At 69.9% G+C, this 24,285-nt stretch carries 35 protein-coding genes; 9 read left to right on the forward strand and 26 right to left on the reverse strand.

Going from position 1 to position 24,285, the window contains the following annotated elements; genetic code table 11:
- From P1V51_24425 to ribD, 7 genes are all read left to right on the forward strand, one after another.
- A partial coding sequence (locus P1V51_24425) for an SDR family oxidoreductase (protein ID MDF1566200.1) occupies nucleotides 1–466 on the forward strand: 466 nt, incomplete at its 5' end.
- Between the two features lie 73 nt (nucleotides 467–539).
- On the forward strand, nucleotides 540–773 hold the full coding sequence (gene acpP / locus P1V51_24430) for an acyl carrier protein (protein MDF1566201.1): 234 nt from the start codon (nucleotides 540–542) through the stop codon (nucleotides 771–773).
- 75 nt (nucleotides 774–848) lie between these two features.
- Nucleotides 849–2,087 carry a beta-ketoacyl-ACP synthase II gene (gene fabF / locus P1V51_24435; protein MDF1566202.1) on the forward strand — a complete coding sequence of 413 codons (1,239 nt, stop codon included), beginning with the start codon at nucleotides 849–851 and terminating at the stop codon, nucleotides 2,085–2,087.
- Nucleotides 2,088–2,133: 46 nt separating this feature from the next.
- Nucleotides 2,134–2,598: a ribose 5-phosphate isomerase B gene (gene rpiB / locus P1V51_24440; protein ID MDF1566203.1), complete on the forward strand. Its 465-nt coding sequence runs from the start codon at nucleotides 2,134–2,136 to the stop codon at nucleotides 2,596–2,598.
- Nucleotides 2,599–2,604: 6 nt separating this feature from the next.
- Nucleotides 2,605–3,864: a serine hydroxymethyltransferase gene (locus P1V51_24445; protein ID MDF1566204.1), complete on the forward strand. Its 1,260-nt coding sequence runs from the start codon at nucleotides 2,605–2,607 to the stop codon at nucleotides 3,862–3,864.
- A 12-nt stretch (nucleotides 3,865–3,876) separates the two neighbouring features.
- Nucleotides 3,877–4,353, forward strand: coding sequence for a transcriptional regulator NrdR (gene nrdR / locus P1V51_24450; protein MDF1566205.1), 477 nt, complete (start codon nucleotides 3,877–3,879; stop codon nucleotides 4,351–4,353).
- A complete protein-coding gene (gene ribD, locus P1V51_24455) occupies nucleotides 4,350–5,444 on the forward strand; it encodes a bifunctional diaminohydroxyphosphoribosylaminopyrimidine deaminase/5-amino-6-(5-phosphoribosylamino)uracil reductase RibD (protein ID MDF1566206.1) in 1,095 nt (364 codons plus the stop codon). Before nrdR ends, ribD begins: the two co-directional genes overlap by 4 nt.
- Before the next feature lie 4 nt (nucleotides 5,445–5,448).
- On the opposite strand, the gene P1V51_24460 is transcribed toward ribD, so the two are convergent.
- The 26 genes from P1V51_24460 to P1V51_24585 all read right to left on the reverse strand — a co-directional run bounded on the left by P1V51_24460 (nucleotide 5,449) and on the right by P1V51_24585 (nucleotide 21,444).
- Entirely contained in the window at nucleotides 5,449–6,273 is an 825-nt protein-coding gene (locus P1V51_24460; protein ID MDF1566207.1) for a hypothetical protein, read from the reverse strand.
- Entirely contained in the window at nucleotides 6,270–8,363 is a 2,094-nt protein-coding gene (locus tag P1V51_24465; GenBank protein ID MDF1566208.1) for a hypothetical protein, read from the reverse strand. Before P1V51_24465 ends, P1V51_24460 begins: the two co-directional genes overlap by 4 nt.
- A 765-nt stretch (nucleotides 8,364–9,128) precedes the next feature.
- On the reverse strand, nucleotides 9,129–9,905 hold the full coding sequence (gene orn / locus P1V51_24470; GenBank protein MDF1566209.1) for an oligoribonuclease: 777 nt from the start codon (nucleotides 9,903–9,905) through the stop codon (nucleotides 9,129–9,131).
- Entirely contained in the window at nucleotides 9,902–10,429 is a 528-nt protein-coding gene (locus P1V51_24475; protein ID MDF1566210.1) for a DUF3486 family protein, read from the reverse strand. The genes orn and P1V51_24475 overlap by 4 nt, the downstream gene beginning before the upstream one ends.
- Nucleotides 10,429–10,746, reverse strand: a complete 318-nt coding sequence (locus P1V51_24480) for a hypothetical protein (GenBank protein ID MDF1566211.1) — start codon at nucleotides 10,744–10,746, stop codon at nucleotides 10,429–10,431. Before P1V51_24480 ends, P1V51_24475 begins: the two co-directional genes overlap by 1 nt.
- On the reverse strand, nucleotides 10,736–11,065 hold the full coding sequence (locus tag P1V51_24485; protein ID MDF1566212.1) for a hypothetical protein: 330 nt from the start codon (nucleotides 11,063–11,065) through the stop codon (nucleotides 10,736–10,738). The genes P1V51_24480 and P1V51_24485 overlap by 11 nt, the downstream gene beginning before the upstream one ends.
- Before the next feature lie 244 nt (nucleotides 11,066–11,309).
- Complete coding sequence (locus P1V51_24490) at nucleotides 11,310–12,083, reverse strand: hypothetical protein (protein MDF1566213.1); 774 nt, start codon at nucleotides 12,081–12,083, stop codon at nucleotides 11,310–11,312.
- An 11-nt stretch (nucleotides 12,084–12,094) separates the two neighbouring features.
- A complete protein-coding gene (locus P1V51_24495; GenBank protein ID MDF1566214.1) occupies nucleotides 12,095–12,589 on the reverse strand; it encodes an N-acetylmuramoyl-L-alanine amidase in 495 nt (164 codons plus the stop codon).
- A gap of 43 nt (nucleotides 12,590–12,632) precedes the next feature.
- Nucleotides 12,633–13,031 carry a Mor transcription activator family protein gene (locus tag P1V51_24500; protein MDF1566215.1) on the reverse strand — a complete coding sequence of 133 codons (399 nt, stop codon included), beginning with the start codon at nucleotides 13,029–13,031 and terminating at the stop codon, nucleotides 12,633–12,635.
- Entirely contained in the window at nucleotides 13,028–13,444 is a 417-nt protein-coding gene (locus P1V51_24505) for a regulatory protein GemA (protein MDF1566216.1), read from the reverse strand. Before P1V51_24505 ends, P1V51_24500 begins: the two co-directional genes overlap by 4 nt.
- Entirely contained in the window at nucleotides 13,437–13,679 is a 243-nt protein-coding gene (locus P1V51_24510) for a hypothetical protein (protein MDF1566217.1), read from the reverse strand. Before P1V51_24510 ends, P1V51_24505 begins: the two co-directional genes overlap by 8 nt.
- Complete coding sequence (locus P1V51_24515; protein ID MDF1566218.1) at nucleotides 13,676–14,167, reverse strand: hypothetical protein; 492 nt, start codon at nucleotides 14,165–14,167, stop codon at nucleotides 13,676–13,678. Before P1V51_24515 ends, P1V51_24510 begins: the two co-directional genes overlap by 4 nt.
- Nucleotides 14,168–14,662 carry a hypothetical protein gene (locus P1V51_24520; GenBank protein MDF1566219.1) on the reverse strand — a complete coding sequence of 165 codons (495 nt, stop codon included), beginning with the start codon at nucleotides 14,660–14,662 and terminating at the stop codon, nucleotides 14,168–14,170.
- A complete protein-coding gene (locus P1V51_24525) occupies nucleotides 14,659–15,075 on the reverse strand; it encodes a hypothetical protein (protein MDF1566220.1) in 417 nt (138 codons plus the stop codon). Before P1V51_24525 ends, P1V51_24520 begins: the two co-directional genes overlap by 4 nt.
- Nucleotides 15,072–15,470 carry a hypothetical protein gene (locus tag P1V51_24530; protein ID MDF1566221.1) on the reverse strand — a complete coding sequence of 133 codons (399 nt, stop codon included), beginning with the start codon at nucleotides 15,468–15,470 and terminating at the stop codon, nucleotides 15,072–15,074. The genes P1V51_24525 and P1V51_24530 overlap by 4 nt, the downstream gene beginning before the upstream one ends.
- The gene (locus P1V51_24535) at nucleotides 15,467–15,754 is read right to left on the reverse strand and encodes a DUF5131 family protein (protein ID MDF1566222.1); all 288 of its coding nucleotides are present in this window, start codon (nucleotides 15,752–15,754) and stop codon (nucleotides 15,467–15,469) included. Before P1V51_24535 ends, P1V51_24530 begins: the two co-directional genes overlap by 4 nt.
- A gap of 2 nt (nucleotides 15,755–15,756) precedes the next feature.
- Entirely contained in the window at nucleotides 15,757–15,984 is a 228-nt protein-coding gene (locus P1V51_24540; protein MDF1566223.1) for a hypothetical protein, read from the reverse strand.
- Complete coding sequence (locus P1V51_24545) at nucleotides 15,981–16,559, reverse strand: MT-A70 family methyltransferase (protein ID MDF1566224.1); 579 nt, start codon at nucleotides 16,557–16,559, stop codon at nucleotides 15,981–15,983. Before P1V51_24545 ends, P1V51_24540 begins: the two co-directional genes overlap by 4 nt.
- Nucleotides 16,559–16,858 (reverse strand): hypothetical protein, encoded by a 300-nt coding sequence (locus tag P1V51_24550; protein ID MDF1566225.1) that lies wholly within the window; start codon nucleotides 16,856–16,858, stop codon nucleotides 16,559–16,561. Before P1V51_24550 ends, P1V51_24545 begins: the two co-directional genes overlap by 1 nt.
- Nucleotides 16,855–17,184: a hypothetical protein gene (locus P1V51_24555; GenBank protein MDF1566226.1), complete on the reverse strand. Its 330-nt coding sequence runs from the start codon at nucleotides 17,182–17,184 to the stop codon at nucleotides 16,855–16,857. The genes P1V51_24550 and P1V51_24555 overlap by 4 nt, the downstream gene beginning before the upstream one ends.
- The gene (locus tag P1V51_24560) at nucleotides 17,181–17,732 is read right to left on the reverse strand and encodes a host-nuclease inhibitor Gam family protein (GenBank protein MDF1566227.1); all 552 of its coding nucleotides are present in this window, start codon (nucleotides 17,730–17,732) and stop codon (nucleotides 17,181–17,183) included. Before P1V51_24560 ends, P1V51_24555 begins: the two co-directional genes overlap by 4 nt.
- A complete protein-coding gene (locus tag P1V51_24565; protein ID MDF1566228.1) occupies nucleotides 17,732–17,980 on the reverse strand; it encodes a hypothetical protein in 249 nt (82 codons plus the stop codon). The genes P1V51_24560 and P1V51_24565 overlap by 1 nt, the downstream gene beginning before the upstream one ends.
- Nucleotides 17,971–18,987, reverse strand: coding sequence for an AAA family ATPase (locus P1V51_24570; protein ID MDF1566229.1), 1,017 nt, complete (start codon nucleotides 18,985–18,987; stop codon nucleotides 17,971–17,973). Before P1V51_24570 ends, P1V51_24565 begins: the two co-directional genes overlap by 10 nt.
- 83 nt (nucleotides 18,988–19,070) lie before the next feature.
- Entirely contained in the window at nucleotides 19,071–20,972 is a 1,902-nt protein-coding gene (locus P1V51_24575) for a transposase domain-containing protein (protein ID MDF1566230.1), read from the reverse strand.
- A complete protein-coding gene (locus P1V51_24580; GenBank protein MDF1566231.1) occupies nucleotides 20,969–21,196 on the reverse strand; it encodes a hypothetical protein in 228 nt (75 codons plus the stop codon). The genes P1V51_24575 and P1V51_24580 overlap by 4 nt, the downstream gene beginning before the upstream one ends.
- Nucleotides 21,196–21,444 (reverse strand): helix-turn-helix domain-containing protein, encoded by a 249-nt coding sequence (locus P1V51_24585; protein ID MDF1566232.1) that lies wholly within the window; start codon nucleotides 21,442–21,444, stop codon nucleotides 21,196–21,198. The genes P1V51_24580 and P1V51_24585 overlap by 1 nt, the downstream gene beginning before the upstream one ends.
- A gap of 405 nt (nucleotides 21,445–21,849) precedes the next feature.
- Here P1V51_24585 and P1V51_24590 point away from each other — a divergent pair, with 405 nt between their 5' ends.
- Nucleotides 21,850–22,197 (forward strand): hypothetical protein, encoded by a 348-nt coding sequence (locus P1V51_24590; GenBank protein MDF1566233.1) that lies wholly within the window; start codon nucleotides 21,850–21,852, stop codon nucleotides 22,195–22,197.
- A 951-nt stretch (nucleotides 22,198–23,148) separates the two neighbouring features.
- Complete coding sequence (locus tag P1V51_24595) at nucleotides 23,149–24,264, forward strand: terminase family protein (GenBank protein MDF1566234.1); 1,116 nt, start codon at nucleotides 23,149–23,151, stop codon at nucleotides 24,262–24,264.
- Nucleotides 24,265–24,285 lie beyond the last annotated feature (21 nt).

Consider the following 24,285-nt stretch of genomic DNA (forward strand, 5'->3'; position numbering starts at 1 on the left):
CTCGCGGGACGGCCTGCTGGCCCGCCTCAAGGACGAGGACTGGGCGCTCACCCTGGGAGTGAACCTCTCCGGGGTGATGCACCTCTGCCGCGCCGCCTCCCGTCCGATGATGAAGCAGAAGGGCGGGGCGATCGTGAACCTCACCTCGGTGGTCGCCCAGACCGGCAACGCCGGCCAGGCCTCCTACACCGCGGCCAAGGGGGGCGTGATCTCGCTGACCAAGTCGCTGGCCCGGGAGCTGGCCTCCCGGAAGATCCGGGTGAACGCCGTGGCCCCCGGCTACATCGAGACCGACATGACCTCGGGCCTGCCGGAGCGGGCCAAGGAGGCCATGCTCTCGCAGATCCCCCTGCGCCGGGCCGGCGCGCCCGAGGAGGTCGCGGCCGCGGTGCTGTGGCTTGCGGGGGAGGAGTCGGGCTATGTCACGGGGCAAGTCCTGAACGTGAACGGTGGGATGTACCTCTAGCGCCGACCCCCCCTTGGGGCTATTGGAGTCGGCCGCACTTCGAATTCGAACGAACAAGAAAGGAAGATTCGTCATGTCCGTGGAGAACAAGGTCCGGTCCATCATCGCCGAGCAGCTCGGCATCGCCGAGGACACCGTGAAGACCGACAGCGCCTTCATCGAGGACCTCGGGGCCGACAGCCTCGACATCGTCGAGCTGGTCATGGCCATGGAGGACGAGTTCGAGGTCGAGATCCCCGACGAGGAGGCCGAGAACATCAAGACGGTCGCCGACGCGGTGAAGTACATCAACGACCACAAGAGCTAGCCCGGCGTCAGACGCTCCCACGTCGCTGACAGCGGGCCGCGAACTGCGGTTCGCGGCCTGGAAGGAGACGCTGCCATGAGTCGTGGAGTGGTGGTGACCGGCCTCGGTGCGATCACCCCTCTCGGGGTGGGCCTCGGGCCCACCTGGGAGGGGCTCTGCGCCGGCCGGTCCGGGATCGGCCCCATCGAGGGCTTCGACGCGAGCGAGTTCGTCACCCGCTTCGCCGGTGAGTGCCGGGACTTCGATCCGGAGGCCTACGTTCCGAAGAAGGAGATCCGCCGGAACGACCGCTTCATCCACCTCGCCCTCGCCGCCGCCCAGATGGCGCTCGAGGACGCGGGGCTCACGATCGACGAGCACAACGCCGATCGGGTGGGGGTCTTCGTCGGCTCGGGCATGGGGGGCCTCGGCTCCCTCGAGGAGCAGCACGAGGTCCTGCGCACGCGCGGGCCGGGGAGGGTGAGCCCCTTCTTCATCCCGGAGACGATCATCAACCTGGCCGCCGGCCAGATCTCGATCCGCTTCGGGGCGCGCTACGCCAACTTCGCCCACGTCTCGGCCTGCTCGTCCTCGGCCCACGCCCTGGGCGAGGCGGCGCTCCACATCGCCGCCGGGCGGGCCGACGCGATCATCGCCGGCGGCAGCGAGGCCGCGGTGACCCCCCTGGGGGTCTCGGGCTTCAACGCCATGAAGGCCCTCTCCACCCGCAACGACGACCCCCAGGCGGCCAGCCGCCCCTTCGAGCGGGACCGGGACGGCTTCGTCATGGGCGAGGGCGCCGGCATCCTGATCCTCGAGGCCGAGGAGACGGCCCGGGCCCGGGGCGCGCGCATCTACGCCACCCTCGCCGGCTACGGCGCCACCTCCGACGCCCACCACATCACCTCGCCCGCCCCCGGGGGCGCCGGGGCCGCCCGCTGCATGCAGCAGGCCCTGGACTCGGCGGGCCTCGCGCCGGAGGCCATCGGGTACGTGAACGCCCACGGCACCTCCACCGCCTACAACGACAAGTTCGAGACCGAGGCCCTGAAGGCCGTCTTCGGGGCGCACGCCCGGTCCCTGGCGGTGAGCTCGACCAAGTCGATGACCGGCCACCTCCTGGGGGCCGCGGGGGCGCTCGAGGCCGTGATCGCGGCGAAGGTCCTGGAGACCGGGATCATCCCGCCGACGATCAACTACCAGAACCCGGATCCGGAGTGCGACCTGGACTACGTGCCCAACCAGGCCCGGGAGGCCCGGGTGCGAGCGGTGCTCTCCAACTCCCTGGGGTTTGGTGGTACGAACGCCTCCCTGCTCTTCACCCAGCCCCAGTAGGGGTGCGGCCGGACTCACGCCTGCACCCCGCAAGAGAGGACAGGCGATGACCCAGAGCCAACAGCACTCCCTCCACATCGCGGTGGCCAGCGATCACGCGGGCCTCTCGCTCAAGCTCTCCCTCGTCGCCCACCTGCGGGCGGCCGGGCACGGCATCAGCGACTTCGGCACCGACAGCACCGAGTCGGTGGACTACCCCGATCACGGGGCCGAGGCCGCCCGGGCCGTCGCGTCGGGGAAGTGTGACCTCGGGCTGCTGGTCTGCGGCACCGGCATCGGGATGAGCATGGTGGCCAACAAGATCGACGGCGTCCGCGCCGCGCTCTGCCACACCGAGTGGGAGGCGCGGGCCACCCGGGCGCACAACGACGCGAACGTCCTCTGCCTGGGCGAGCGGGTGGTGGGCCCCGGCCTGGCCGAGGCGATCCTCGACGCCTTTTTGAACACCCCCTTCGAGGGGGGACGCCACGAGCGGCGGGTCGCCAAGATCTCCGCCCTGGAAAAGGAGTGATTCAAGATGGTCAAGCACATCCAGACCCCGCTGAAGGACGCCGATCCCGAGATCTTCCGGGCCGTGCAGGACGAGGTCCGCCGCCAGGAGGAGGGGGTCGAGCTCATCGCCTCCGAGAACTTCGTCTCGGACGCCGTGCTCACCGCTCTCGGCTCGGTGCTGACCAACAAGTACGCGGAGGGCTACCCGGGCAAGCGCTACTACGGCGGCTGTGAGGTGGTGGACGTCGCCGAGCAGCTGGCCATCGACCGGGCCATGGCCCTCTTCGGCGCCGAGCACGCCAACGTGCAGCCGCACTCCGGCGCCCAGGCCAACATGGCGGTCTACTTCGCGGCCATCGAGCCGGGGGACACCATCCTCGCCATGGACCTGGCCCAGGGCGGGCACCTCACCCACGGCTCGCCGGTGAACTTCTCCGGCCGCCTCTACGACGTGGTGCCCTACGGCCTCGGCGAGGACGAGCGGATCGACTACGAGAAGCTCCACGCCCTGGCGGTCGAGAAGAAGCCGAAGGTGATCGTCGCCGGCGCCTCGGCCTACCCCCGGATCATCGAGTGGGAGAAGGTCCGCGCCGCCGCCGACGCGGTGGGCGCCCTGGTGATGGTGGACATGGCCCACATCGCCGGTCTGGTCGCCACCGGCCTGCACCCCTCGCCGGTGCCCCACGCCGACTTCGTCACCACCACCACCCACAAGACCCTCCGCGGGCCGCGGGGTGGGATGATCCTCTGCACCAAGGCCTGGCGGAAGAAGGTCAACTCGCGGGTCTTCCCCGGGATGCAGGGCGGCCCGCTGATGCACGTCATCGCCGCCAAGGCCGTCGCCCTCAAGGAGGCCGCGGCGCCCGAGTTCAAGACCTACCAGGAGCAGGTCGTGAAGAACGCGGCGGCGCTGGCCGCGGCCCTGGCCGAGGGCGGCCTGCGCCTCGTCTCCGGCGGCACCGACAACCACCTCACCCTGGTGGACCTGCGGCCCAAGGGCCTGACCGGCACCCAGGGCGAGATCGCCCTGGGCGAGGCGGGGATCACCGTGAACAAGAACATGATCCCCAACGACCCGGAGAAGCCCATGGTGACCTCGGGCCTGCGCCTGGGCACCCCCGCCGTGACCACCCGCGGGATGGGCGTGCAGGAGATGCAGACCATCGCCGAGTACATCCTGGAGGTCCTCGAGAACCACGAGGACGCGGGGAAGAAGAAGGCGGTGAAGGAGAAGGTCGAGGCGCTCTGCCACGACTTCCCCCTCTACGCCCACCGCCTGGCCTAGAATCCCTCCGCCGTGAAGTGCCCCTTCTGCACCTCGACCGAGAACAAGGTCATCGACTCCCGCCTGACCCAGGAGGGGGAGGCGATCCGCCGCCGCCGCTCCTGCCTCGAGTGTGAGCGGCGCTTCACCACCTACGAGCGGGTGGAGGCCCACGACCCCCTGGTGGTGAAGCGGGACGGCCGGCGCCAGCCCTACGACCGGGCGAAGGTGGTCGCCGGCCTCCTGCGGGCCTGCCAGAAGCGGCCGGTGGCCCTGGCCGAGGTCGAGCGGATCGCCGAGGAGATCACCGCGGCCCTGCAGGTGCGCAGCGACCGGGAGGTGCCCACCTCGGCCATCGGGGACCTCTGCCTGGAGCGGCTCCGGCGGATCGACGAGGTGGCCTACGTCCGCTTCGCCTCGGTCTACCGGGCCTTCGCCGACATCGAGGAGTTCCGGCACACGCTGGAGGATCTCGAGCTCCCCTCCGGCGGGGAGGACGACGCCCCTTGAGCCACGACCGCTTCATGGAGGCGGCCCTCGCCGAGGCGAGGGCGGTGGTCGGCCAGACCTCGCCGAACCCCCCGGTGGGCGCGGTGGTCGTCGCCGGCGGGAAGATCATCGCCCGGGGCGGCACCTCCCCCGCGGGGGGCCCCCACGCCGAGGTCGTCGCCCTCGCCGAGGCCGGCGCCCGCGCCCGGGGCGCGACCCTCTACTCGACCCTCGAGCCCTGCAATCACCACGGGCGCACCGCGCCCTGCACCGAGCGGATCCTCGAGGCGGGGATCTCGTGGGTGGTGGTGGGCACCCGGGACCGCAACCCCAAGGTCTCCGGCCGGGGCCTGCGCCGCCTGCGGGCCGGCGGCCTCGAGGTGATCGAGGGGGTGGCCGAGGCCGCGTGTCAGCGCCTGGGCGAGCCCTTCTTCACCTGGGCCCGGCAGGGGCGCCCCTGGGTCGCCCTGAAGATGGCCGCCACCCTCGACGGGCGGATCGCCACCGCCACCGGCGACTCCCGCTGGGTGAGCGGCCCCGAGGCCCGCTCCCGGGTCCACGCCTGGCGCAGCCGCTTCGACGCGGTGCTGGTCGGGGCCGGGACCGTGCGGGCCGACGATCCCCGCCTGAACGCCCGGCCGGCCGGCGGCGGCGGACGCGATCCGGTGCGGATCATCCTCGACGGGCGGCTCACGACCGATCCGGGCGCGCGGGTCTATCGCCAGCGCTCGAGGGCCCCCACCTGGGTGGTGCTCCCGACGAAGGCCGCCCGGGCGCGCCGGTCGGGCTTCGCCCGCAAGGGCGTCGAGCTGATCGAGGTCGACGGCGCGAAGGGGAAGGTCGAGCTCGGCGCGCTCCTCGCCGCCCTGGGCGAGCGGGAGATCGTCAGCCTCCTCGTCGAGGGGGGCGCCGAGGTCGCGGGCGCCTTCCTCTCGGCCGGGCTGGTGGACGAGCTGCGCCTCTTCCTCTCCCCCAAGATCGTCGGCGCCGGCCCGGCCTGGGTGACCCTCCCGGCGGGGGTCGCGCCCGAGCGGATGATCCACGCCCTCGGCCTGACGATCGACGGGCTCGAGCGGGTGGGGGACGACCTGCTCCTGATCGCGAAGCGCTAGCGCGCTAGCGCGCCTGGTGCTGCATGGCGCGGAGGGCGCGGCGGCGATCGAGGGCGCCGGCGTGGGCCTCGGGCCGGGCGTCCGGCGGGGGCCGGGAGCGGCGATCCGCCTGGCGGAGCCGGGCCCGCTCCAGGTCTCCGGGGGTGGCGAGCCGGCTGCGGGCCGCCGGCGCCAGGTCGGCGAGCGCCTCGCGCCGGGGGCCGCCGAGGATCAGCGGCCGGCCCAGGCGGAGCACCGGCAGCGTGGTGTGCACCCGCAGCTCGAGCTGGCCGAGGGTCCCGTGGTCCAGGCTGGCCTCGACGCGGTACCAGTCGAAGCCCTCCGGCGTGCTCACCGGCCCCTCCGCGACCTCCTCCGCGCCGAGGAAGAAGGCCCGCTCGACGCCCTCGGCGGGCTCGAAGCCCTGGAGCAGGACGTGGGTGCCCTCCTCGAGGAGGCCGTCCTCCGATCGCCAGAGCCGCTCGCCCTCCGGCAGCCCCACCCAGAGGGAGACCCGCAGGGGGGCCGGGCCGCCGGCGGCCAGCGCGCTCACCCACCACGGCTCGGGGACGCCGGGGCCGTGGGCCTCCAGGGTGGGGCCGGGGTAGGGCTGGTCAGGGAGGAAGAGGCGCTCGGGCTCGCCCGCCGCGCCGCGGACGACGGTCCAGGCCATCCAGTCCACCGGCCGCGAGCGGGGCGTGAAGCGGGGGTGGGCCAGGCGGTTGGCCGCGTGGGTGACCGTGAACTCCTCGGCCTCGAGGCCGGTGAGGAGGCGCCGCTCGGGGGCCGCGGCGGGCTCGGGCCCGCAGGCGCTCGCGACGAGGAGCAGCAGGGGGAGGAGGCGCCTCACTGGCTCACCCACGCTCTCGCCGCCTCGAGGACGGTGTCGGTGCCCCGCAGCAGGTCGCTCTGGGTCTGGAGGATCCACTCGTCGGGGCCGGCGCCGCTGCCGGTGAGGAAGGGCCGCGCCTCGCCCCCGGCCGGGATCAGGCGGGAGTCGGCCACCTGGATGGCCCCCCCCGAGACCTCCCCGGCCCGCACGCTCATCAGGTGGGTGAAGAAGTCGTTGCCCGAGACATCACGGTGGGTGAGCACGGCGACCCGGGCGCCCGCCGCGGCCGCCGGGGCGGGGTGGCCCTCCATCGGCAGGGGCTCGGCGAAGAAGCCCCCGCAGGCGCCGCCGACCACGGCCTGGCAGGTGCGCAGCGCCTCCCAGGTCTCCTCGGAGATCGAGGCGTCCGCGAAGTAGGCGTCCTCGTAGCCGAGGCCCTCGCTGGCCGAGACGAGGAAGGAGCCGAGGTGGTCGACCTCCGCGGAGTAGCCTCCGTTGCCGATCCGCTCGTCGATGATGACCCGCGCCGGGCCGTCGCGCAGGGCGATGGCGAAGGCCGGCGTGCTGCCGATGAAGTCGTCGAAGCGCAGGTACCGCACCCCGCCGTCGTCGCCGACGAAGGGCTGGTCCCGCCCGCCGCCAGGATCATGCAGCGCGGTCCCGAGGGTGCGCCGCACCCGGGGCTCGCAGGCGTAGCCGGAGAAGCCCCCGCTCATGCCCTCGGTCCAGACCGCGGCGGTGGCCTCGGCCAGGGAGAGCTCGTGGTGGACCGGGGCGGCGGCGCAGGCGTCCGCCCCCGGGGCCAGGCCCGCCTCGCAGCGGGCCACCCGCAGCCGGGAGCCCAGGAAGGTCGCCAGCCCCAGCAGGTGCAGGGCGCCGGCGGGCTCCCGCCCCCCGGGGTCGCCGTTGTAGCCGAGGAGGGGATCCACGGCCTCGAGCCACGCGCGGGGGGTGAGGCCGTCGATCTCGAGGATGGCGTCGCCCACCTCCAGGCCCGGGATGCGGGGGTCGAGGATCAGGGGGAGGCGCGGCGAGCCCCCGAGCAGGTCGGCCTCGCCCAGCAGGGCGCAGCCCACGAAGGGGGCCCGGGCCATCATCAGCCACCAGTGGCCGGCGTAGGGGGGCGAGTGGTGGTCGTCCCGCAGGGGGCGGGCGCCGGCCGCGAGCTGGCGATGGAAGCCCCAGGGTGGGTCGGCCCCCGCCCGGGCCATCCCGGCCAGGACCTCCGCGAGGGCGAGGCGGGAGGCCTGCCCGCCCTCGAAGAGGGCGACCTCCAGCTGCTCCCGCAGCAGCTGACCCGGGAGCCGGGCCGGGGCGGGGTCGGGGCCCAGGGCGGCGGCCCGGTCGGTGCACCGCCCGAACATGCACAGCCCCGCGGGGCCGCAGCCCTCCTCCAGGCCGGCGCAGTCCGCCGCCACCACCGCCGCCTCACCCAGGTCCAGGACCCGGATGGCGTCCACCACCACCCCGTGGCTCGACGAGACGGGCCAGACGGGCATGGGCGGCCGGGAGGTCCCCCCGAGGCCCTCCTCGTCCCCCAGCTCGAGGACGGCGGGGGGGAGGAGCCCGCCGAGGAGGGCGTCCACCGGGCCGCTGCTCCACTCCTCCCAGCCGTCGTCGGTGCGCCTCCCGGTGGGGCGCAGGCGCAGGGGCGGGAAGGGCTGCCCGGCGGGGTCCTCCCAGAAGAGGCCGCCGCCGATCCGCCGCCCGTCGGGCCGCTGCCAGAAGCTCACCTCGATCCGCCTCCCCGCCAGGGCCCCGGCGAGGGGCGCGAGGTCCAGGGTGATCCACTGGCCCCGCCCGCCCAGGCGCAGGGCTCCGGCGCCCTCCAGGGCCTCGGAGGCCGGCAGGAAGAGGGGGGAGAGGGCCTCGTCGTCCAGGGGGGCGCTGCCGTCCCCCGCGCTCACCCAGAGGGCCGGACCCTCGGAGAGGGAGGCGAGGGTGTCGAGGGAGGCCGAGGCGTGGTCCGAGGCGTCGAGCCGGACCCTCCCGGTGATCGGATCGAAGCCTCCGCGCGCGTCGTGGCCGGCCGCGATCAGCAGCAGCGCCGCGGCGGGGAGTCCCGAGAGGAGGAGGGCCCGGGCGGGCCGCCATGACCAGCGCGCCATCGTCGCCCGACGATACCACCGCCGGGGTCAGGGGTTCGTTGACACGGCCCGTGGGCGAGGCGCCACTGGCCCAGGGGCCGGGACGGCGGTGAGGGGCCGAATTCGCCCCCCAGCGGGCGAAGGGAGACCTGGCCCGCACCCTGCAGTAGTCCGCGCCGTGACCGAACGCTTCGATGGCCCTCTGCGTCTGGCCGACTGAGGGGAGCGCCTTGAAATGGAACTGAGGGGAACGGGGGCGAACTACTCGGAATCGTGGCGTACAGGGCTCTAGCGCACCGAATTCGGGGGGCAGCCACGCGAACGGAGGCCGCTTCTGCGGCCAGTTCTGAGACTGAGGGGGCCTGGGACGCCTGAAGTGCCACGCATGGCCTCTGGAGGGCTTCTAGGCGGCAACCAGTGTTCCGTCTTCGGCTTCCAGGCCTCCGAGAAATTCGCCCTGTTCTGAGACTGAGGCTACTTGGCTAGATCTCGTTGTACGGGGCCGACAGATGGAACTTGTTGGGTTCTAGGTGTTCGGCGATTTCCGTCTTGCGGGCCCGAAGATCGAAATCCGTCCTCGGGCACCTGTGCCGATTTCCATGTTTCGTAAGGGCCTGGAACTAGGTAGCTTTTCCGTCGAGAGGCCCCGAATCTGAACGTGCAGAATTTGCCTGAAGATGGAAATGAAATGTTCGAAATTGGGGCAAAGTGTGGCAAATGCCCCACGTTTCGAGCCATCGAAGAAGGCGCTGAAACCCTCCTTAGAAGGGCGTTCAAGGGGGGTGATCAGCCCTCCTTCGGCGCGACCAAAGCGGCCCTCACGAGGCAGTCCTTGGCCTCGAGGAGTTTTCGCAGGCCGGCGGCGAGTTCGGGGCTCTCGGGGAGTTTGTTGGCCGCCCAGAACGCCAGAGCGGCGACCCTCGCGGCCGGCTCCTCGATGTGTGGCGGCAGGTGGGCGAAGGTGAAGAACTGGAGCAGGTGCTCGACATTCAAATGGTGCTTGCGGCCGGACATCGGGGCCTCCTTGTCTGTCGAGAAGATCGTCTCGCGGTAGAACTTCAGCGCGGCGATCGATTGTTGGATGTCTGGCAGGGCGAGGTGCGCCGGCTCGTCGGGGCCTCGGTAGGTGGGCAGCCCCCAGGCCCGGCACAGCTCGAGCAGCACCGAGACGTCGATCATTCGGTAGTGGAGGTACTGGTCGAGCTCCGGCATGTGGTGGGCCATAAACCGACGGTCGAAGTGGATCGAGCTCCCACAGAGCCTCGCTTGCCCGGGCTCGGCCGCGTCCCGCAGGGCCGCGAAGATGAAGTCCGTGGCGCTCTGGAGGCTCCAGCGGGAGTCGCGTACCAGGTCGAGCAGCCCGGAGGATTGATGCATCTCCCGGACCCTCGGTGACATCTGGTCGAGGACCTCGTCGGGCTGGTGGATCGTGATGGGGATCGGCTCACCCTGGGGCACGAGATCCCAGCCGGTGAAGACCACGGCGACCTGGAGGATGGCGTCGGCCTCCGGGTCGAGGCCGGTGGTCTCGAAGTCGAGCCAGACCATGGGGGTCTCGGTCATGGCGTCACCCCGTAGATCTCCTCGCGGACCTTCGCGAGGGTGGGGGCGTCGAGGCCCTCGGCGCGCTCGAGCTCCTCGAGCTTCGCCGCGATGCGCTGGTTGTACTCGGCCTCCCACTTCTTCTGCGACACCGAGGCCCTGCCCAGATCCGCGATGGACTTGGAGAGGCGGTAGATGTCGACCGTCTGGGAGTCAAGCTCGAGCTCCATCAACAACTCAAGGAGGTGGGTCTGCATCATCCGGGTGAGGGTGTCGTTCAGGGCGCCCTTGTCGTCCGGGAGGGCCTCCTGCATCCTGATGGCCACCTCGCTGGCCCATTTAAGCCTGGCGTTTTCCTTCTCGACCTTCTTGCTCCACCGGAAGAGGCTGGTCTTGGAGATCTGGATCTCCATCCCCTCCTTTTCGAGTCGCTCGTTCAGAAGCTCCGTCACCTCTTGGTAGTCCGAGAAGTTCCGGTCCGAGAGTTCGTCCTTGAGCCAGTTCTGGATTGACTTCGGGAGTTGCGCTACGAACGAGCGGCGCATCACCACTCCTGCTTGGGGCGGGAGAGGCCGACAGGGCAAGGCACCGCGTACTCCACGACGCAGGTCCCGTCCGAGGTGATCTTGGCCACCCAGATCGAAACGTCACGCTCGGCCTCGATCTCGACCAAGCCGAGGCCCCGGAGGAAGTGCAGCTCGCCGCGGATGTCGGCGAGCGTCACGTCGAACTCGCAGGTGACCATCACTTGGGTGATGATCCGGTCGAGGACGCCCACCTCCTTGGCCGAGTAGACGTATCGCAGGATGTTCCAGCGGATGACTTCCTTCGTGGCCGTTGCGAGTCGGTCCTTAAGTGACATGATCGTTTCCCTTTTGCTTGTCGAGCGCGTCGAAGATCAAATCGAAGCGTCGGTTGAGCACGGCCAGGGCTCGGAGCCAGTCGTTGCGGTGGACGTAGTTCTTCGCGAGCTCGACGCGCAGCTCGAGGATCGACTTCTCCAGCTCGTGCTGCTTGCTGGACGACGCTTCGAGGAGATCCTTGAGCGACTTCATCTGGGTGTCGAAGTTCTCCTTCTGACTGCCCAGCATGAACTTCACAGCGAAGATGAAGACGACCGTCCAAAGCGAGACGACGCCAACGAGCCCGCCCAGCGTCGACCAATAGTCGTCGGTCAACACCCCGAGCAGGATGCTATCCTGTAGCCCTACCAGCTCCATCTGCCCCCCAAAATTGCACGTCCTTCGGTCCGACCACCGAAGGGGTAGGTGAGTTCCCCACGGGCGAAGAGAGAGAGAGAGGTATTCGGTGTGACCCGGTAGCCGCTCTCCAGCCACGCCGCGGCAGCGGCAGGCGTGAGCCCGCCGCCGACCTCGAGGTAGCCTCGCCCAGGGGAAAGTCTGTCCACGCTGTCGAGACCCTCCGTCAGCTCGTCGCGGAGGGCTCGGAAGGGGGGACCGAGGTGGCGCCCCCCTCGACGGCGACAGGCTCCAGCGTGAACATCGGGATCTTGGCCGCGTTGCTGGCCAGGACCTCGAGCTCCGCCTCGCGCTTCTTGTCCGCGACGTGGAGCTTCTTGACGTGGGCGAGCGCGAAGGTCTGCTGCGCCTGGGTGGGCTCACCGACCCCTTGCGCGATCATCGCCGCTCGAAAGGCCTTGATGAACTCGGCCGTCTTGTCGAGACCGTCGCCACCGTGGATGCGCTTGAGCTCCTCGACGTACCCGTAGCCGTGGTCGACCGACGCGAAGATCGTCTGGCGGACCTTGTCCTTCTCGAAGACCCCGATCAGCTTCAGGGCGAGCACGAGGATAGTGCCGAGTACCGGCAGTGACGCCAGCAGCACCTGGAGCCAGACCGCCTGCCCTCCTCCCGTACTCGACAGGGCCGTGGAGATGGCATCGCCGATGTCCGCCGTGGTCTCGGCACCGATCATGGGCACGATGGAAGAGGCGAGCAGCGGCGCCGGCGCCAGGAAGTCACCGACCGTGGTGGGAGTGACCGCCAGGTTGCCGAGCTCGCCCGGAGAGGCCCGAGACCCGAGCCCCAGGGGCGGCGCCTGGGTGGAGGCGGCGACGTTCACACCGGGGACGATGGCAGCCGTGTGCGAGGAGATCGCCGCCCGGAAGGTCGAGGCCCAGCCGGGGTGTGGCACCAGACTGAGGCAGGTGAGGATGATCAGAATCGCGTAGCGGTACATGTGTGCTCCTTTCAGCGGGGAGGCAGGTAGAGGTGGCCTTCCGGCGGGTAATCCGGAGGCAGAAGATCGCGGCCGAGCCAGGCCTTCACGTCGAAGCCCGGACACAGCTTGGTGGGGTCATGGTCGCGGTGACCGATGACCTCGGCGCCGCCGGTGACCATCCCGAAGGCGTAGACGACGAGCGCGAGGGTCTTCCACTGCTTGGGCGTGAACCGCTCGGTGCCCACCAGGCAGACGCCGACGGAGCGGCCGTTGACGCCCTCGGCGTGGGCGCCGACCTCGGCCAGGGACCGGCCTGGCACGAGCTCACCGGTGCGGAGGATCACGCCGTGATAGCCGATGTACTGCAGGTGCGGCTGGTGCAGCTCGGCCATGCGGCCGCTGCGGCGGAAGCCTCGTTGCCGGTGCCAGTCGTCGATGTCCTCGGCGCCCCACCGGTTCGACTCGTCGGGAGTCTTCGAGTGGTGGATTATTAGTAGGTCGATCGTTGACAGGTTTCGGGTCACGCAGCGAACGTAGCGAGGAGCCGGGGATGCCCGTCACCCTGCACTACTTCAGGGGGAAGAGGGCGCCCTGCCGGTCGTCATCGTTCGACCACCCGGCGACGATGCAGCGCACCCACCGCTCGGTGATGCCGTAGAGACGTGCGAGCCTCGCCGCCGACACTCCGCTGGCGTATTGCTCCCGGATGTTGTGGTTGCGGCGGTCGACGAGGTAGGAGAGGCACCTCGGGATTTGGAGGTCTTCGCCCTGGTAGGCTGCCGCGAGCGCCGTGGCCGCCTCGCGGCCGAGCAGGTGCTCGAGGACGTGCCCGGGGGGGATCTCCTGCGGCACGTAAAAGGAGATCCCACCGTACTCGGTGACGAGCTTGAGCGCTGCCGCCAGGCCGATGGCGTCGACGATCACCTGGATGCTCTCGGGGAGCTCGCTGGCGGCCGGCGTGGTCACGGCTTCGTCGGCCCCCGTTCCTCGCGGCGCTTCGCGTCCTTGTAGAGCGCGGCGATGACGGCCGAGATCTCGTCGTCGTGACACCACTGGACCCGGTCTCTCCCGAACATCCGCTTGGCGATCGCGTGGGCGTAACTCCAGGGCCGCCCGGAGTCGGCGAGCAGCGCCTCGACCTTCTTGAGGCTGCGGTGCTGCTGCATGTTGGTGGGGCGGCCGGGGTAGGTCTGCTTGCCGGCCTTCTTGGCCAGCCGGGCGAGGTGGACGATCACCGCCTCCCTGCCGGCCTCGTCGAGGTCTCCAGCCGAGCGCTGGCCGGCCACCTGCTCCAGGACGTCCCGGTAGAGGTCGTCGTCGAGCCCGAGCTCCTTCTTGAGGCAGTGGATCCTCGCGAGGTCTTTTCGTCGATCAGCCACCGGCTGGTTCCTCGTCCCGCAGCGCTTCGAGATATGTGATGGCGCTACGGATGTTGTGGCGGGCCAGTTCCGCGGCGACGGCCGCCTCCCCGAACCAATCCAGTACGGCTCCGAGGTTCACGTCTCCTCCGTCCAACTCGGCGCGGGCGTTCTGGACGAGCTTGTCCGCGTGGTCGGTCTGATTCCACGCCTCGTAGGCGTACGACTGCGCGATTTCGATTGTGTGCTTGCTCATCTTTTTGTTTTTGCTGGGAGGGTGGTGCCGAGGGACCAGCGCATCGGGTGCGAGCCGCTCGGCGGATGGGTCAGGAACACCCCGTTCTGTCGGCCGCGCCGAAGCGCCTTGGTGACCTGCTCGTAGGGTCGCCCAACGCACTCGGCGATCGAGCCCGCCGGTTTTGGATCCGGTGACCGAAGGAAGAGCTCGATGATCTCCTTTCGGACCAGGCCAAACCGCGAGATCGTCCGTTCAGCGACCAGGACCTCTCCGAGGTCGCAGGCGCTCGGGCAGCTGCGGCAGTCGAAGCCCACCCACAGCGCCTTCACGGCGATCTCGAGGCAGCGGTCGTAGGCGTCGCAGGAGAAGCACCGAAACTGCGTCGGGTGTAGCGACTCCCGCGGCCGCAGGACCTCGGCGTGGGTGACCGTGGGCTCCACCTCGACCCGCTTGTGGGTCGTGTCGGACGGCATCCGGCTGGGAGTGATGGGGGTAGGGGCCGCCATCTACTCCTCGCTCTCCTCGAGGACGCCAGCGAGCAGCTCGGCGCCGGCGACGCGGCGGCGGACCTCGCGCACGCAGGCGGCCAGGTACTCGGCCGGCAGCTCGACGACGTCGGGGAGCGTGACCATCTCCACCGGGACGCTTGCCGCCGGCCTCTTCGATGTCTTCTTCCGGGCCGGCTTGGCCTCGGGCTTGAAATACTTGCGGCAGGCCTTGTGGACTCCGCTGCGGTTGTTGGGGCGGAGGGGCTTGTCGCAGTGGTTGCAGGTCTTCTTGGCCATGGGGGTCTCTCCTTCCGGATCGGGAGCAGGGGTGGGATCGGCGACGGGTGCCGCCTCGGGTGAAAGGAAGGGCACCGGGAGGTCGCTGAAAGCGGCGTCGATGACCTCTCGAATGTCCTCCTCGTCGAGTGCGAAGCGGATGGCGATGTCTCGGATGGAGACGCCGCTCTCGCGCACCCGGACGATCATGGCTCTCTCGGCGGTGTTGGTGATCACGCCGTGACCTCCAGAAGCTCGTCGAGGAAGTCCTGGAGCCGTTGCAGCAGGTCCGCCTCGATGTGGAGGGGAAGACTGCCTCTCGCCCGGACTCGCCGCACCGACTCGAGAGCCAGGGTCAGGTGCCTCGTCGTGACGATCGTTTCCACCTCGGCCGCGAGCTTCTCGCCCCAGAGCGTGGGCGCCTTCTCGATGATCTCGGGGCCGGCCCGGAGCGCATCGCGGCCGCGATCGGTGAGCAGGACCCTGGTGCCGGCCCTGCCGATAAGCGCACCCCGCTCGAGCGACTCCATGGCGAGCTCCAGCTCACTGCGGTCCATCCCGGTCTCCCTGATGGCCCGCGTGACGGCAGTCATCTCTTCCAGGTGGCCGCGCGCAGTGAGGAGGTGCAGGACGTGCCAGGCGTTGTTCATCGTGCCGCCCTCCGGGCCTGGCGCACCTTGAAACCTCGCTTGCGGAGCTCAGCTCGGGCTGCATTCGCAGCGGCCCACTCCTCCTCATCAGCGTCGAGGGCCCCCATCTTCCGGAGAATCAGCGCCGGGAAATAGGAAATGAGCGCCTCGTCGCCCTCCCAAACTCGCATTGCGGTATAGGCGCTGGCCTCGCCTGCGCAGGAGACGAGAAGCGGCGTGGCGCTACCGTTATCCCAGAGGATGTTTTGAGCGCGCCCGATGACCTCTGCGTCGTGGCTCTCAGCGGCGAGCTGGGCGAGGGCGCGGAGTTGGGGCCCGATCAGGCCCCACTTGTGCTCGAAGTAGAACACCTGTCGGTCCTCGTAGAACGCACCGTTGTCGACGATGTAGATCATCGGGAAGCCTCCCCGGGGAGCTGCTTGAGGTTCCAGAGGGCGGGCGGCAGGCGGCCCTGCCGGCCCGGGTAGGGGGTCGAGTCCTGCTTCACCCACACCGGCACCCCGAACTCCTCGCACTCGGCCGCGATGTCGCGGACCCACTGGACCTCGAGGGGGCGCCGGCGAGGGCCGCTCTCGCCACCGACGATGACCCAGTCAAGCCACAGGGAACCATCCTCCACGCAGCCCCACCAGGGGTTGAAGGTGTGGTCGGTCCAGCTGATTCGGGAGTCTTTCGACATGGTCACAGCTCCATGGTTGGGGATCGCGGGCGGCCCGCCGGAGGGGCCCAGCCTTCGAGCCGGGCGGAAAAGTGCTTGCCGCAGGCGCAACACTGGATGTCGGGCAGCACGCTGTCCTCGACGAGGTCGTAGGAGAGCAGCAGCTCCTGGCCGCAGGCACAGATGAGGTGGAGGACCGCGCGGGTCTCTATCTCTACCCACCAGGTGCCGGGCTGGGTGGTGGCACTCACAGCTCGTTCCCCCAGGAGCACCAGCCCGCCCTCGGCCGCCGCGCGAAAAACTCCACGCGGGGCCCCGGCGAGATCCACTCGATCCGCTCGTACTGCTCGTCGGGCTTGCGGCTATGCTCGCGCTTGGGTGTGAGGATCGCCTGCTGGGGGTAGGCGAACTCGGGGACCATGGCCGGGCCGGTGGAGCACAGGAGCAGCAGCTCGGAGTCGTGGCGGATGTACTGGCCGAGGCCGGGCCGGGTGCGGGTGTGGTTGGTGGGGTCGAGCTTGATCCACGGCACGAAGGTGATCTGCCGGAAGCGCTTGGCAGGCACCGCCGGGCCGCCGAAGAGGTCGCCCTGCTGCCCCTGGCCGAGCAGGTCGAGCAGCCGGAAGGCGAGGTGGATCTGGCTGGGCGCCCACAGCCAGAGGTGGCAGCTCTCGGCCGGCCGCCACTCCGGGGAGGCGAGCATCACCTCGGCGATGTCCTCGACCGAGAGCAGCGGGTAGTGGTTCTGGGCGCCGCGGCGGCCGCCGCCGGACTCCGAGCCCCAGGGGGGATCCGCGAGGATGCACTGGTAGCGCCGCTCGGCCATCAGCAGATCACCCCCGGAGAGCGCTGCGGGAACTGCAGCAGCCGCCCGTCCATTGCCGCCAGCCAGCCCACGGCCGGGACGACCGTCCAGCCGAGGTCCGCCGCGAGACGGATACCGAGGGGGATCTCGTAGGTGCGCATCGGGTCGGGGACCTGGGCTGGATGGCGCTGCACCTCTGGCTCGGCCAGCGCACGCAGCCTCACCTCCTGCTCTGGCGTCAGCGCCGGCAGCCGGCGGAAGAACGGGTGCCGCTCGAGGAAGGCCTCGAGAGCACGCCGCAGGTGGCCCCAGACGGTCACAGGTCGGACTCCGAGCTCCAGGTGGGCTGGCCCGGGGTGAGGCGATCGACGTGGCGGCCGCCGTGGCCGGCCGACTCGGTGCAGCAGATCCCGGTGTCGCCGAGAGACACGGCGCAGGTCGCCTCGAGCTCGGCCGCCCGTCTGTCGCGGTGCCGGTGCTCGGGGTCGACCTTCTCCCAGAGCACCCGGACGAGGCGGCGCAGCTCGGTGATCTCGTCGTGCTGGTGGAAGTCGATGATCAGACCAGGGCGGCCGTAATCAAACAGCTCGAGCAGCCGGACGACGTCCGGGTCGATTGGGCGGCGGCGGAAGGGAAGGAGGCTCACTTGCGCTTCCTCGCCTTCGCCGACCGCGCCTTCGCCGACCGCTCGATCTGGCTCTCGTAGGGCTTGGCCCAGAAGGCCTCGGCCTGGCCCACCGAGATCCCCTTGATGCCCTCGACGGCCTCGGGGTCGGCGAGGATCGCGTCCTTGTTGACCTCCTGCTTCGTGCGCAGGAAGCGCTCGAGGCCGTGGAGCTTCAGGGCCTCGATCACGACGCCGATCTTCGAGAGGCTCACCGACGGCGGCGAGGTGCGCCACCCGAGCTCGCCGGTGCCCAGGCGCACGGTCTTCTCCTTGCCCTGGAGCAGGCTCGTCTTGTGGGCCTCGGCCCAGGCCTGCAGGCCCTTGAAGAGGCGCTCGAGCTCCTCGGTGAGCGGCGCGGCCTTCGCCTCGTGCTCCTCCTTGATCTTGGCGAGCTTGTCGTTCATGCGGCGCTGGATCTCGTCGACCTGGCGCTGCAGGCGGCCGAGCTCGCCGAGGGCCTCCTCGGCGGCCTCGAGGGTCTGGGGGGTGTCGATCTCGGGAGCCTTGAGCTTTCTTGCGGTGGCCATCAGGAATACCTCCACTGCACGTGGCAGCTGGCGAAGAGCACGCTGGCGACCGTGACGCCGTCCTGGCGCTCGGTCGTGGGCGTACCCGGTAGGTCGATGAGAGCGTGGCCAGGCGCGACGGCGATCACCGGCTTGTCGCTGGTGACATCGACCGAGAGCACCTCGACCCCGCGTGAGGAGAGCTGGCGGACGGCGGAGCTCGCCTGGGCGAGCCGGCCGGCGATGTGGTCGTGGAGGCTCAGGCCCATGTCGTGGCGCCTCCGAGCTCCTTCCAGGCGGCCTCGAGGTGGGCGGCGCTCACCTGCTTCTGCCCAACACCCATGGAGAGCATGAGGGCCAGGCGCACGGTCTTGGAGACGGCGCGCAGCGCGCCGGGGCGCTGGGCGATCTCCTGGAGCTGGGCGACGGCCTTGGGGTCCTTGATGTTCCAGGCCTCGGCCAGGGCCGCGACGTCGTTGGTCTTCGGCCGGCTGAACTTCAGCCGCTTTCCGATGCGCGAGAAGAGCTGGGCGAAGCCCACGCTGCGGTCGCCACCGGTGAGCCGCCCGTAGACGATCTCGTTGCCGACGAGCGCCAGCCCGATCTCGGCGCCGTCGTGGATGGCCCGCAGGGTCTCGAGCGCCTGCACCGAGAGGTGCTGCGCCTCGTCGACGATGAGCAATCCCTTGGTGTCCTTGAGCCGCTGGACGATCTCCCGGTGCAGGCGGGAGGAGCTGCCGGCTACCCCCCGGAGTCCCACCGCCTCGGCGACCTCGTGGAGGGTGCCGTAGACCGACCGCGAGGCGGGGGTGATCGTCACCAGCCAGACGTTGGGGCGGGTGCGGGCGTAGCGGATCGCGGCGACGGTCTTGCCGACGCCGGCGGCGCCGTAGGCGAGCACCAGATCCTGCATCGTCTGGCCGTAGGAGAGCGCGGTGATGATCCGCTCGGCCGTGGGGGTCTCGATGTAGAAGGGCCCCTCGGGCAGCTTCGCCGTGGTCTCGGCGGCCTGGGCGCGGTGCTCGAGCCAGCGGGCGACCTTGGCGGTGACGGCGGTGTTGTCGCCCTTGTAGGTGCTCTTAAGCCAGCTGGAAATCGCGCTCTGATTGACGCCGACTTCTCTGGCGATCGCCTTCTGGGTCAGCCCCTCCGACTCGAGGACCCTGGTGACGGCGGCACGAGCCGCGTCCGCCTCCCGCCGCTCGGCGGCCTGCTGCAGCGAGACCACCTTCTCGTCGAGGTTCTGGTTCGACTTGCCATTCTGCTTTCGGGCCATGTAGGCTTCCTCCATCGTTTGCCACTGCGAGTAGGCGTTGTTCGCCCGGGTCAGGCCCCATGCCTGGCCCGGGCTTTTTTCGGTCAGCCGCCGCTTCCGGCGATCAAGTCGACGGCGCGCTTGAAGGCCGCGTCTCTCTGCTCCTGCTCTTCCTCGAGCTCCTCCTCGGAGCGCGCCGGGATGAACGCCGCGGTCAGCCTCGGGTGGACGAGCTCCACCGCCGCCGGCGCCGGATCGGGATCGTCCTCGAGCTCGGGCAGGCGGCCGGCGAGCTCGAGCACGTCCAGGCGCCGCTCGGCGTCCCGCTGCTCCTTCACCGCCCGGCGCCGCGACCGCTTCGCCTTGGCGTGCTCGCGGGCGGCGTCCTGGTCGGCGAAGCCGACGGCCAGCACGCAAGGCGCCTCACCCACGTAGTCACCCGAGAGGGTGTAGACGTGGACGGTCTCGTGCAGCCGCTCGGGGTCGAAGCGGACGATGAGCTTCTGACCCGCGAGGGCCGCGACCTCCTCCGACCAGTAGCGGTTGTTTGCGAGCCGCAGCGAGCCGTCGACCGTCGAGGCCCTGACCGCCTCGGCAGCCAGCAGCCACAGCCGCCGCTGCGCGGCCGAGGCCTTGCGCACTGTCGAGGCGAGGTAGCTCTCGGCGAAGGTCGCGTCGAAGGAGCGGCCGGCGCAGACGGTCGAGCGGCGACCCTCGCGGGTGTTGTGGGCCTTGATCTCCTGGTCGAGCACCCGCAAAAAAACCTCGAGGGGCACCGCGCGGGACTGGTAGTTCTCGGGCTTCGCCTGCGGGTTGTTGCCGGTGTAGGCGCCGGCGAAGGCCGGGTGCTTCGCCACGTACTCGCACAGGTCCCGAAACGCCCGCTCGATGGGCTTGGCCTGGCCGTGGTACGGGGTGGCCCAGTGGACCTGCACCCCGAGGCTGGTGAGCAGGCCCGCCGGGTCCTCGGCCTTCACCGTGAAGCGGTAGCGGGTCGCGGTGCCGCCGGTGATGACCTTCGCCGCGAAGCCCCGGCCGTTGTCGAGGTAGGCGTGCGAGGGGATGCCCCAGCGCTCGACCAGGTCGCCGAAGGCCAGGCGCACCGAGCCGGCGTGCTCGGTCTGGTCGACCCGGTAGGACAGGATCTTGCCCGAGTAGATGTCCTGCCAGGCCACCATCATCGGGCGATGGATCGTGCCGTCGGGCCATCGCGCAAAAACATCAAAGCGGTGGCCGTCGGCGTTGACCGCCTCGAGGGCGTCGAAGACCGAGTGGTCGCGCTGCTGCGCCGGGTAGGTGCGGGCGAGCGCCTCTTCGCCCTGGCGGGCGAGGACCAGCACCGGCCGAGGCAGCTCGGCGCGCAGGCGGCGCAGCAGGGCCGGGAGCGACGGGACGGTCCAGTCCTCGTGCCCCGCCAGGCGCTGCAGGCGCTCGTAGCAGGCCGAGGCCGCCGGCCGCTCGAGGCGCAGGTAGTCGGCCTTGAAGGCGTCCCAGGCCTCGGGGCTGCACTCGGCGCGGGCGGGGTTGCCGCGCCAGCGGGGGAGCAGGGCCGCCATCCAGTCGCTGCGATGCAGCCCGCGCACCTGCCGGCGCCACCGGTGCCAGGTGCCGCGGGCGATCCCATGACGCTCGCCCAGCTCATCGACGGCGGCCGTGACCGTCTTGCCCTCGGCGATGAGCTCCTCGAGCTCGTCGAGGAGGTGGGCGCGCCGCGCCCCATCTTCCTTCCGGCGGTCGGTGGCGCGCTCGAAGCGGCGCCACAGGTCGGCGCGCCGCGACTCGGGCGACGCCTCGGGCTCCGCCGCGCCCTCGCTCGAGGAGCGCCGCGCGAGGCAGGCCTGGGTCACCGCGGGGAGGGAGTCGAGGTGATACTCGAGGCCGCCGCCGCGCGCCTTGCGCTGGCGTGATTGCCAGCTCTCCCGCCGAGCGCGGAGGGTGATGCCCCGGGTCGTTCCGGGGAGACCGGGCAGGCCGGCGAGCTCGGCGGTGGAGAGCCAGACCTTCACGAGGCGGGCACCTCCGACGATGCCTCGCCACTCGACGAGATCAGGTGGTTGAAGCCGCAGCGGCAGGACGCCTTGAGGAGGTGTCGGTAGAGGGGCTGGTAGGTGACGACCTCTCCGCACTCGGGGCACTGGCGACGGTCGCCGGCGCGGACCTCGTCGCCTCGCTCGAGGATCGACTCGCGCGCCCACCGGTGCCGCGGGAAGGGGATCACCTGTGCGGCCATCAGGCGGCGCCCTCCTCGGCGGAGAGCTTCGGCTTGAATCGCCGGTCGATCCGCGCGCCGTGCTCGTCGTAGCGCTCGGGCCAGATATCCGAGGCGGGAACGCCGAGCTGCGCGGCGACGGCGGCCTCGACTCGACGGGAGCCTTGGCGCAGCCCGTGCGAGACCGAGGACTGACCAATGCCCAGTTCCAGAGCCAGAGCAGAGATCGTCACGCCCCGAATGGCGAGTTGCCACTTGACCCACTCCACCCGCTGTCGCGAATCGGTTACGGGTTCTGCTATGGTGGCGCGGGTTCCAATACGTATGTACGATAATCGCTACGTTCGTAGCTACAGTCAAGCACAATCGTATCGCTTGCCGCTATGTTCGTATTTTGGCTCCTGGAGGCCGAAATGGCTGAAACCGACCAACAGGCCTTCGCCGATCGTGTCCGCTCCATCGCCGAGCAGATGGGAGGAGCAAGGCAGCTTGCGGAGGCCGCTGGGGTATCTGAGGCAGTCGTGCGGAAGTGGTGGTCCGCAAGGTCCGACCCGACGCGCTCTGCCCTCATAGGTCTCGCGTCAGCAGCGGGCGTCAGTCTGGATTGGCTCGCGACCGGCGAGGGTGAGGCGACCCCAACCCCCGCCGGCATCGACGGCGAGCTACTCTCCTGGGTGCTGCGGTTCCGATCGCTCGAGGAGCTCGCCCTGGACCGGAAGCACCCGGAGTGGGCCAAGGACGCCCAGGCCGCCATCGCCCACTTCGTGAAGGCCGGCCAGGTCCGCTACCCGTCGCCTCACGACAAGGTCCGCTTCACCATCGGCGTCTCACTCGTGCACGCCAGCACGATCGAGCGGGTCTACAACAACACCCTCAAGCAACCACCCGAGGATCGCTTCGGCTACATCGCCCGGATGTACGAGGGCTTCGTCACCCACGCCCTCGCCAAGCGAGCCGAGAACGACGCCCGCCGCGAGGCCGAAGGCAAGCCACTTCCGAAGAGAAAAAAGAGGAAGTCCTGAATGGGAGTCGCAAGGCGAACCGAAACCGTGATCTCAGAGAAGTACAGGTTTCCCATCTTGTTCTCGGTCCTCTGCGCCATCTTAGTCGTCGCGTTTCTGTTGGGGCGGCACATGGATGCGGGTCTGGGCGGAACGGTTGTCATCGGGGTTGCTCTAGTGGTCAGCTCGGCGCTGACCTACGTCTTGATGGAGTTCCTTTGTCTCCACTTGTTGCACTTGCTCGGGTTCAGCCGCCCGCTATGCCGCGCTGGCTGGCACCTTTTCCAGCGAGTACCCCTCCATCTACGAATCGGCTTTACCCGCAACACGACGTCCTACCTGGCCGCAGCCGGTTATCCGGTGGAGCGCTGTCGATTCTGCCGAATGTACAATTCGACGGCCGCAGAAGCTGTGCACCGCGCCTATTTTTCCGGGCAGATCCAGGTGTCTGGCGGAGTGCAGAGCGTCGCTCCTTTCGGCAAGAAGCCGAAGGTCACAGTGGGACCGGCACCGGAGGAGACGATTCCGAAGCCCTACATCCCGGGCCCTCCGTACTTCTGTCACCAGTGCCGGCGGTGGGTGCCGACCTGGAAGTGCTGGGCGCCCGGCTTCGAGCTACATGAGACCTGCATTTGTCCCACCTGCAAATCGAAGGTCGCTGTGGACTTCCCCCCTTGATGGGTCGCTGGCCCCATTTCCGCCCGAGCTCCAAATTCGCCCTGTAAGCCCCGATCTCCCCCCCGGCCGCCCGGGGTGCGCGCGGGAGGGGCCGATCGTCGATCCTAGGGGCCATTTGAATCGATTTAAACGGGGTCCCACCGGAGGCCGAACCCCCATTTCGCCCCCCGAGCCCTCAGAACCCCCTGGACGCCGCCCCCCGACCCGTGCAAGGTAGGCCTACGACCCCGGGAGACCTCCCCCTGAAGTAGTTCAGGGTGATGGCGACACCGAGGCGCCTGGCAGGTTGGCGGCATGTCCCCCGCCCTCCTCGCGCAAGGCGCTACCTCGGCCCTGGGCTTCGAGCCCTACCCGCACCAGCGGGAGGCCCACCACTCGCGCAAGCGCTTCTCGTGCCTGGTGTGGCACCGCCGGTCGGGGAAGACCGTCTTCGCCATCCTCGAGCTCATCCTCGGGGCCCTGGGCTGCGAGCGGGAGCGAGGCCACTACGCCTACGTCGCGCCCTACCTGAAGCAGGGCAAAGCGGTCGCCTGGGGCTACCTCAAGGACTACGCCCACCGCCTCGGCGGCCAGGTGAAGGTCAACGAGAGCGAGCTCTCGGTCACCTTCGCCAACGGGGCCAAGGTCCGGATCTACGGCGCCGACAACCCCGACTCCCTGCGCGGCCTCTACTTCGACGGCATCGTCATGGACGAGGTCGCAGACATGCGGCCGCAGACCTGGGGCGAGGTGATCCTCCCGGCCCTGCTCGACCGCGGCGGCTGGGCGATCTTCATCGGCACGGTCAAGGGTGTGAACCTCCTCTCGGAGGTCTACCACTCGGCCCTCGAGGACCCAAAGTGGTACGCCGACCTGCGCACGGTGCTCGAGACGGGCGTGATCCCCGAGGAGGAGATCGAGCGCGCCCGCAAGGAGATGACCGAGGCGCAGTTCGCGCAGGAGATGATGTGCGACTTCGGCGCGGCCGTCGAGGATGTCCTCATCGCCCCGAACCAGGTGCGCGACGCCATGCGCCGGACGGTGGCCCAGAAGATCTACGAGAACCACCCGAAGATCATGGGCGTGGACGTGGCCCGCTATGGCGACGATCGCAGCGTCATCTGCTTCCGCCAGGGCGTGGTTGTCTTCAAGCCGCTGATCGTCACCAACACCGACCTGATGACCTTCTCCGGGCTGGTCGCCCGGGCGATCGACAAATGGGGGCCGGTGGCCGTCTTCGTCGACGCCGGCGGCATGGGGGCAGGGGTGGTCGACCGGCTGACCGTCGGCCTCAACCACGCGGTGGTCCCCGTCGACTTCGGGGGCAAGGCCCTCGACGAGCGCTTCCAGAACCGCCGCGCCGAGATGTGGTGGCATATGGCGCAGTGGATCGAGGGTGGACTTGATCCGCTTCGGTGGACACCTTGCTAACGGAGATGCAGATGGTTGTCC

This window comes from Deltaproteobacteria bacterium (assembly GCA_029210625.1).
Lineage (GTDB): Bacteria > Myxococcota > Myxococcia > SLRQ01 > SLRQ01 > JARGFU01.

What these genes read in the sequence shown, in the direction of transcription:
- P1V51_24580 (MDF1566231.1), bottom strand. Translation starts at nt 21,196, where the DNA reads ATGGCCGCACAGGTGATCCCCTTCCCGCGGCACCGGTGGGCGCGCGAG.
- P1V51_24595 (MDF1566234.1), top strand. Translation starts at nt 23,149, where the DNA reads ATGTCCCCCGCCCTCCTCGCGCAAGGCGCTACCTCGGCCCTGGGCTTC.
- P1V51_24545 (MDF1566224.1), bottom strand. Translation starts at nt 16,559, where the DNA reads ATGGCCGAGCGGCGCTACCAGTGCATCCTCGCGGATCCCCCCTGGGGC.
- P1V51_24560 (MDF1566227.1), bottom strand. Translation starts at nt 17,732, where the DNA reads ATGGCCACCGCAAGAAAGCTCAAGGCTCCCGAGATCGACACCCCCCAG.
- P1V51_24480 (MDF1566211.1), bottom strand. Translation starts at nt 10,746, where the DNA reads ATGTCACTTAAGGACCGACTCGCAACGGCCACGAAGGAAGTCATCCGC.
- P1V51_24535 (MDF1566222.1), bottom strand. Translation starts at nt 15,754, where the DNA reads ATGTCGAAAGACTCCCGAATCAGCTGGACCGACCACACCTTCAACCCC.
- P1V51_24510 (MDF1566217.1), bottom strand. Translation starts at nt 13,679, where the DNA reads ATGAGCAAGCACACAATCGAAATCGCGCAGTCGTACGCCTACGAGGCG.
- P1V51_24490 (MDF1566213.1), bottom strand. Translation starts at nt 12,083, where the DNA reads ATGTACCGCTACGCGATTCTGATCATCCTCACCTGCCTCAGTCTGGTG.
- P1V51_24565 (MDF1566228.1), bottom strand. Translation starts at nt 17,980, where the DNA reads ATGGGCCTGAGCCTCCACGACCACATCGCCGGCCGGCTCGCCCAGGCG.
- orn (MDF1566209.1), bottom strand. Translation starts at nt 9,905, where the DNA reads ATGACCGAGACCCCCATGGTCTGGCTCGACTTCGAGACCACCGGCCTC.
- acpP (MDF1566201.1), top strand. Translation starts at nt 540, where the DNA reads ATGTCCGTGGAGAACAAGGTCCGGTCCATCATCGCCGAGCAGCTCGGC.
- P1V51_24515 (MDF1566218.1), bottom strand. Translation starts at nt 14,167, where the DNA reads ATGGCGGCCCCTACCCCCATCACTCCCAGCCGGATGCCGTCCGACACG.
- P1V51_24570 (MDF1566229.1), bottom strand. Translation starts at nt 18,987, where the DNA reads ATGGCCCGAAAGCAGAATGGCAAGTCGAACCAGAACCTCGACGAGAAG.
- P1V51_24525 (MDF1566220.1), bottom strand. Translation starts at nt 15,075, where the DNA reads ATGAACAACGCCTGGCACGTCCTGCACCTCCTCACTGCGCGCGGCCAC.
- rpiB (MDF1566203.1), top strand. Translation starts at nt 2,134, where the DNA reads ATGACCCAGAGCCAACAGCACTCCCTCCACATCGCGGTGGCCAGCGAT.
- P1V51_24465 (MDF1566208.1), bottom strand. Translation starts at nt 8,363, where the DNA reads ATGGCGCGCTGGTCATGGCGGCCCGCCCGGGCCCTCCTCCTCTCGGGA.
- P1V51_24475 (MDF1566210.1), bottom strand. Translation starts at nt 10,429, where the DNA reads ATGCGCCGCTCGTTCGTAGCGCAACTCCCGAAGTCAATCCAGAACTGG.
- P1V51_24530 (MDF1566221.1), bottom strand. Translation starts at nt 15,470, where the DNA reads ATGATCTACATCGTCGACAACGGTGCGTTCTACGAGGACCGACAGGTG.
- P1V51_24445 (MDF1566204.1), top strand. Translation starts at nt 2,605, where the DNA reads ATGGTCAAGCACATCCAGACCCCGCTGAAGGACGCCGATCCCGAGATC.
- fabF (MDF1566202.1), top strand. Translation starts at nt 849, where the DNA reads ATGAGTCGTGGAGTGGTGGTGACCGGCCTCGGTGCGATCACCCCTCTC.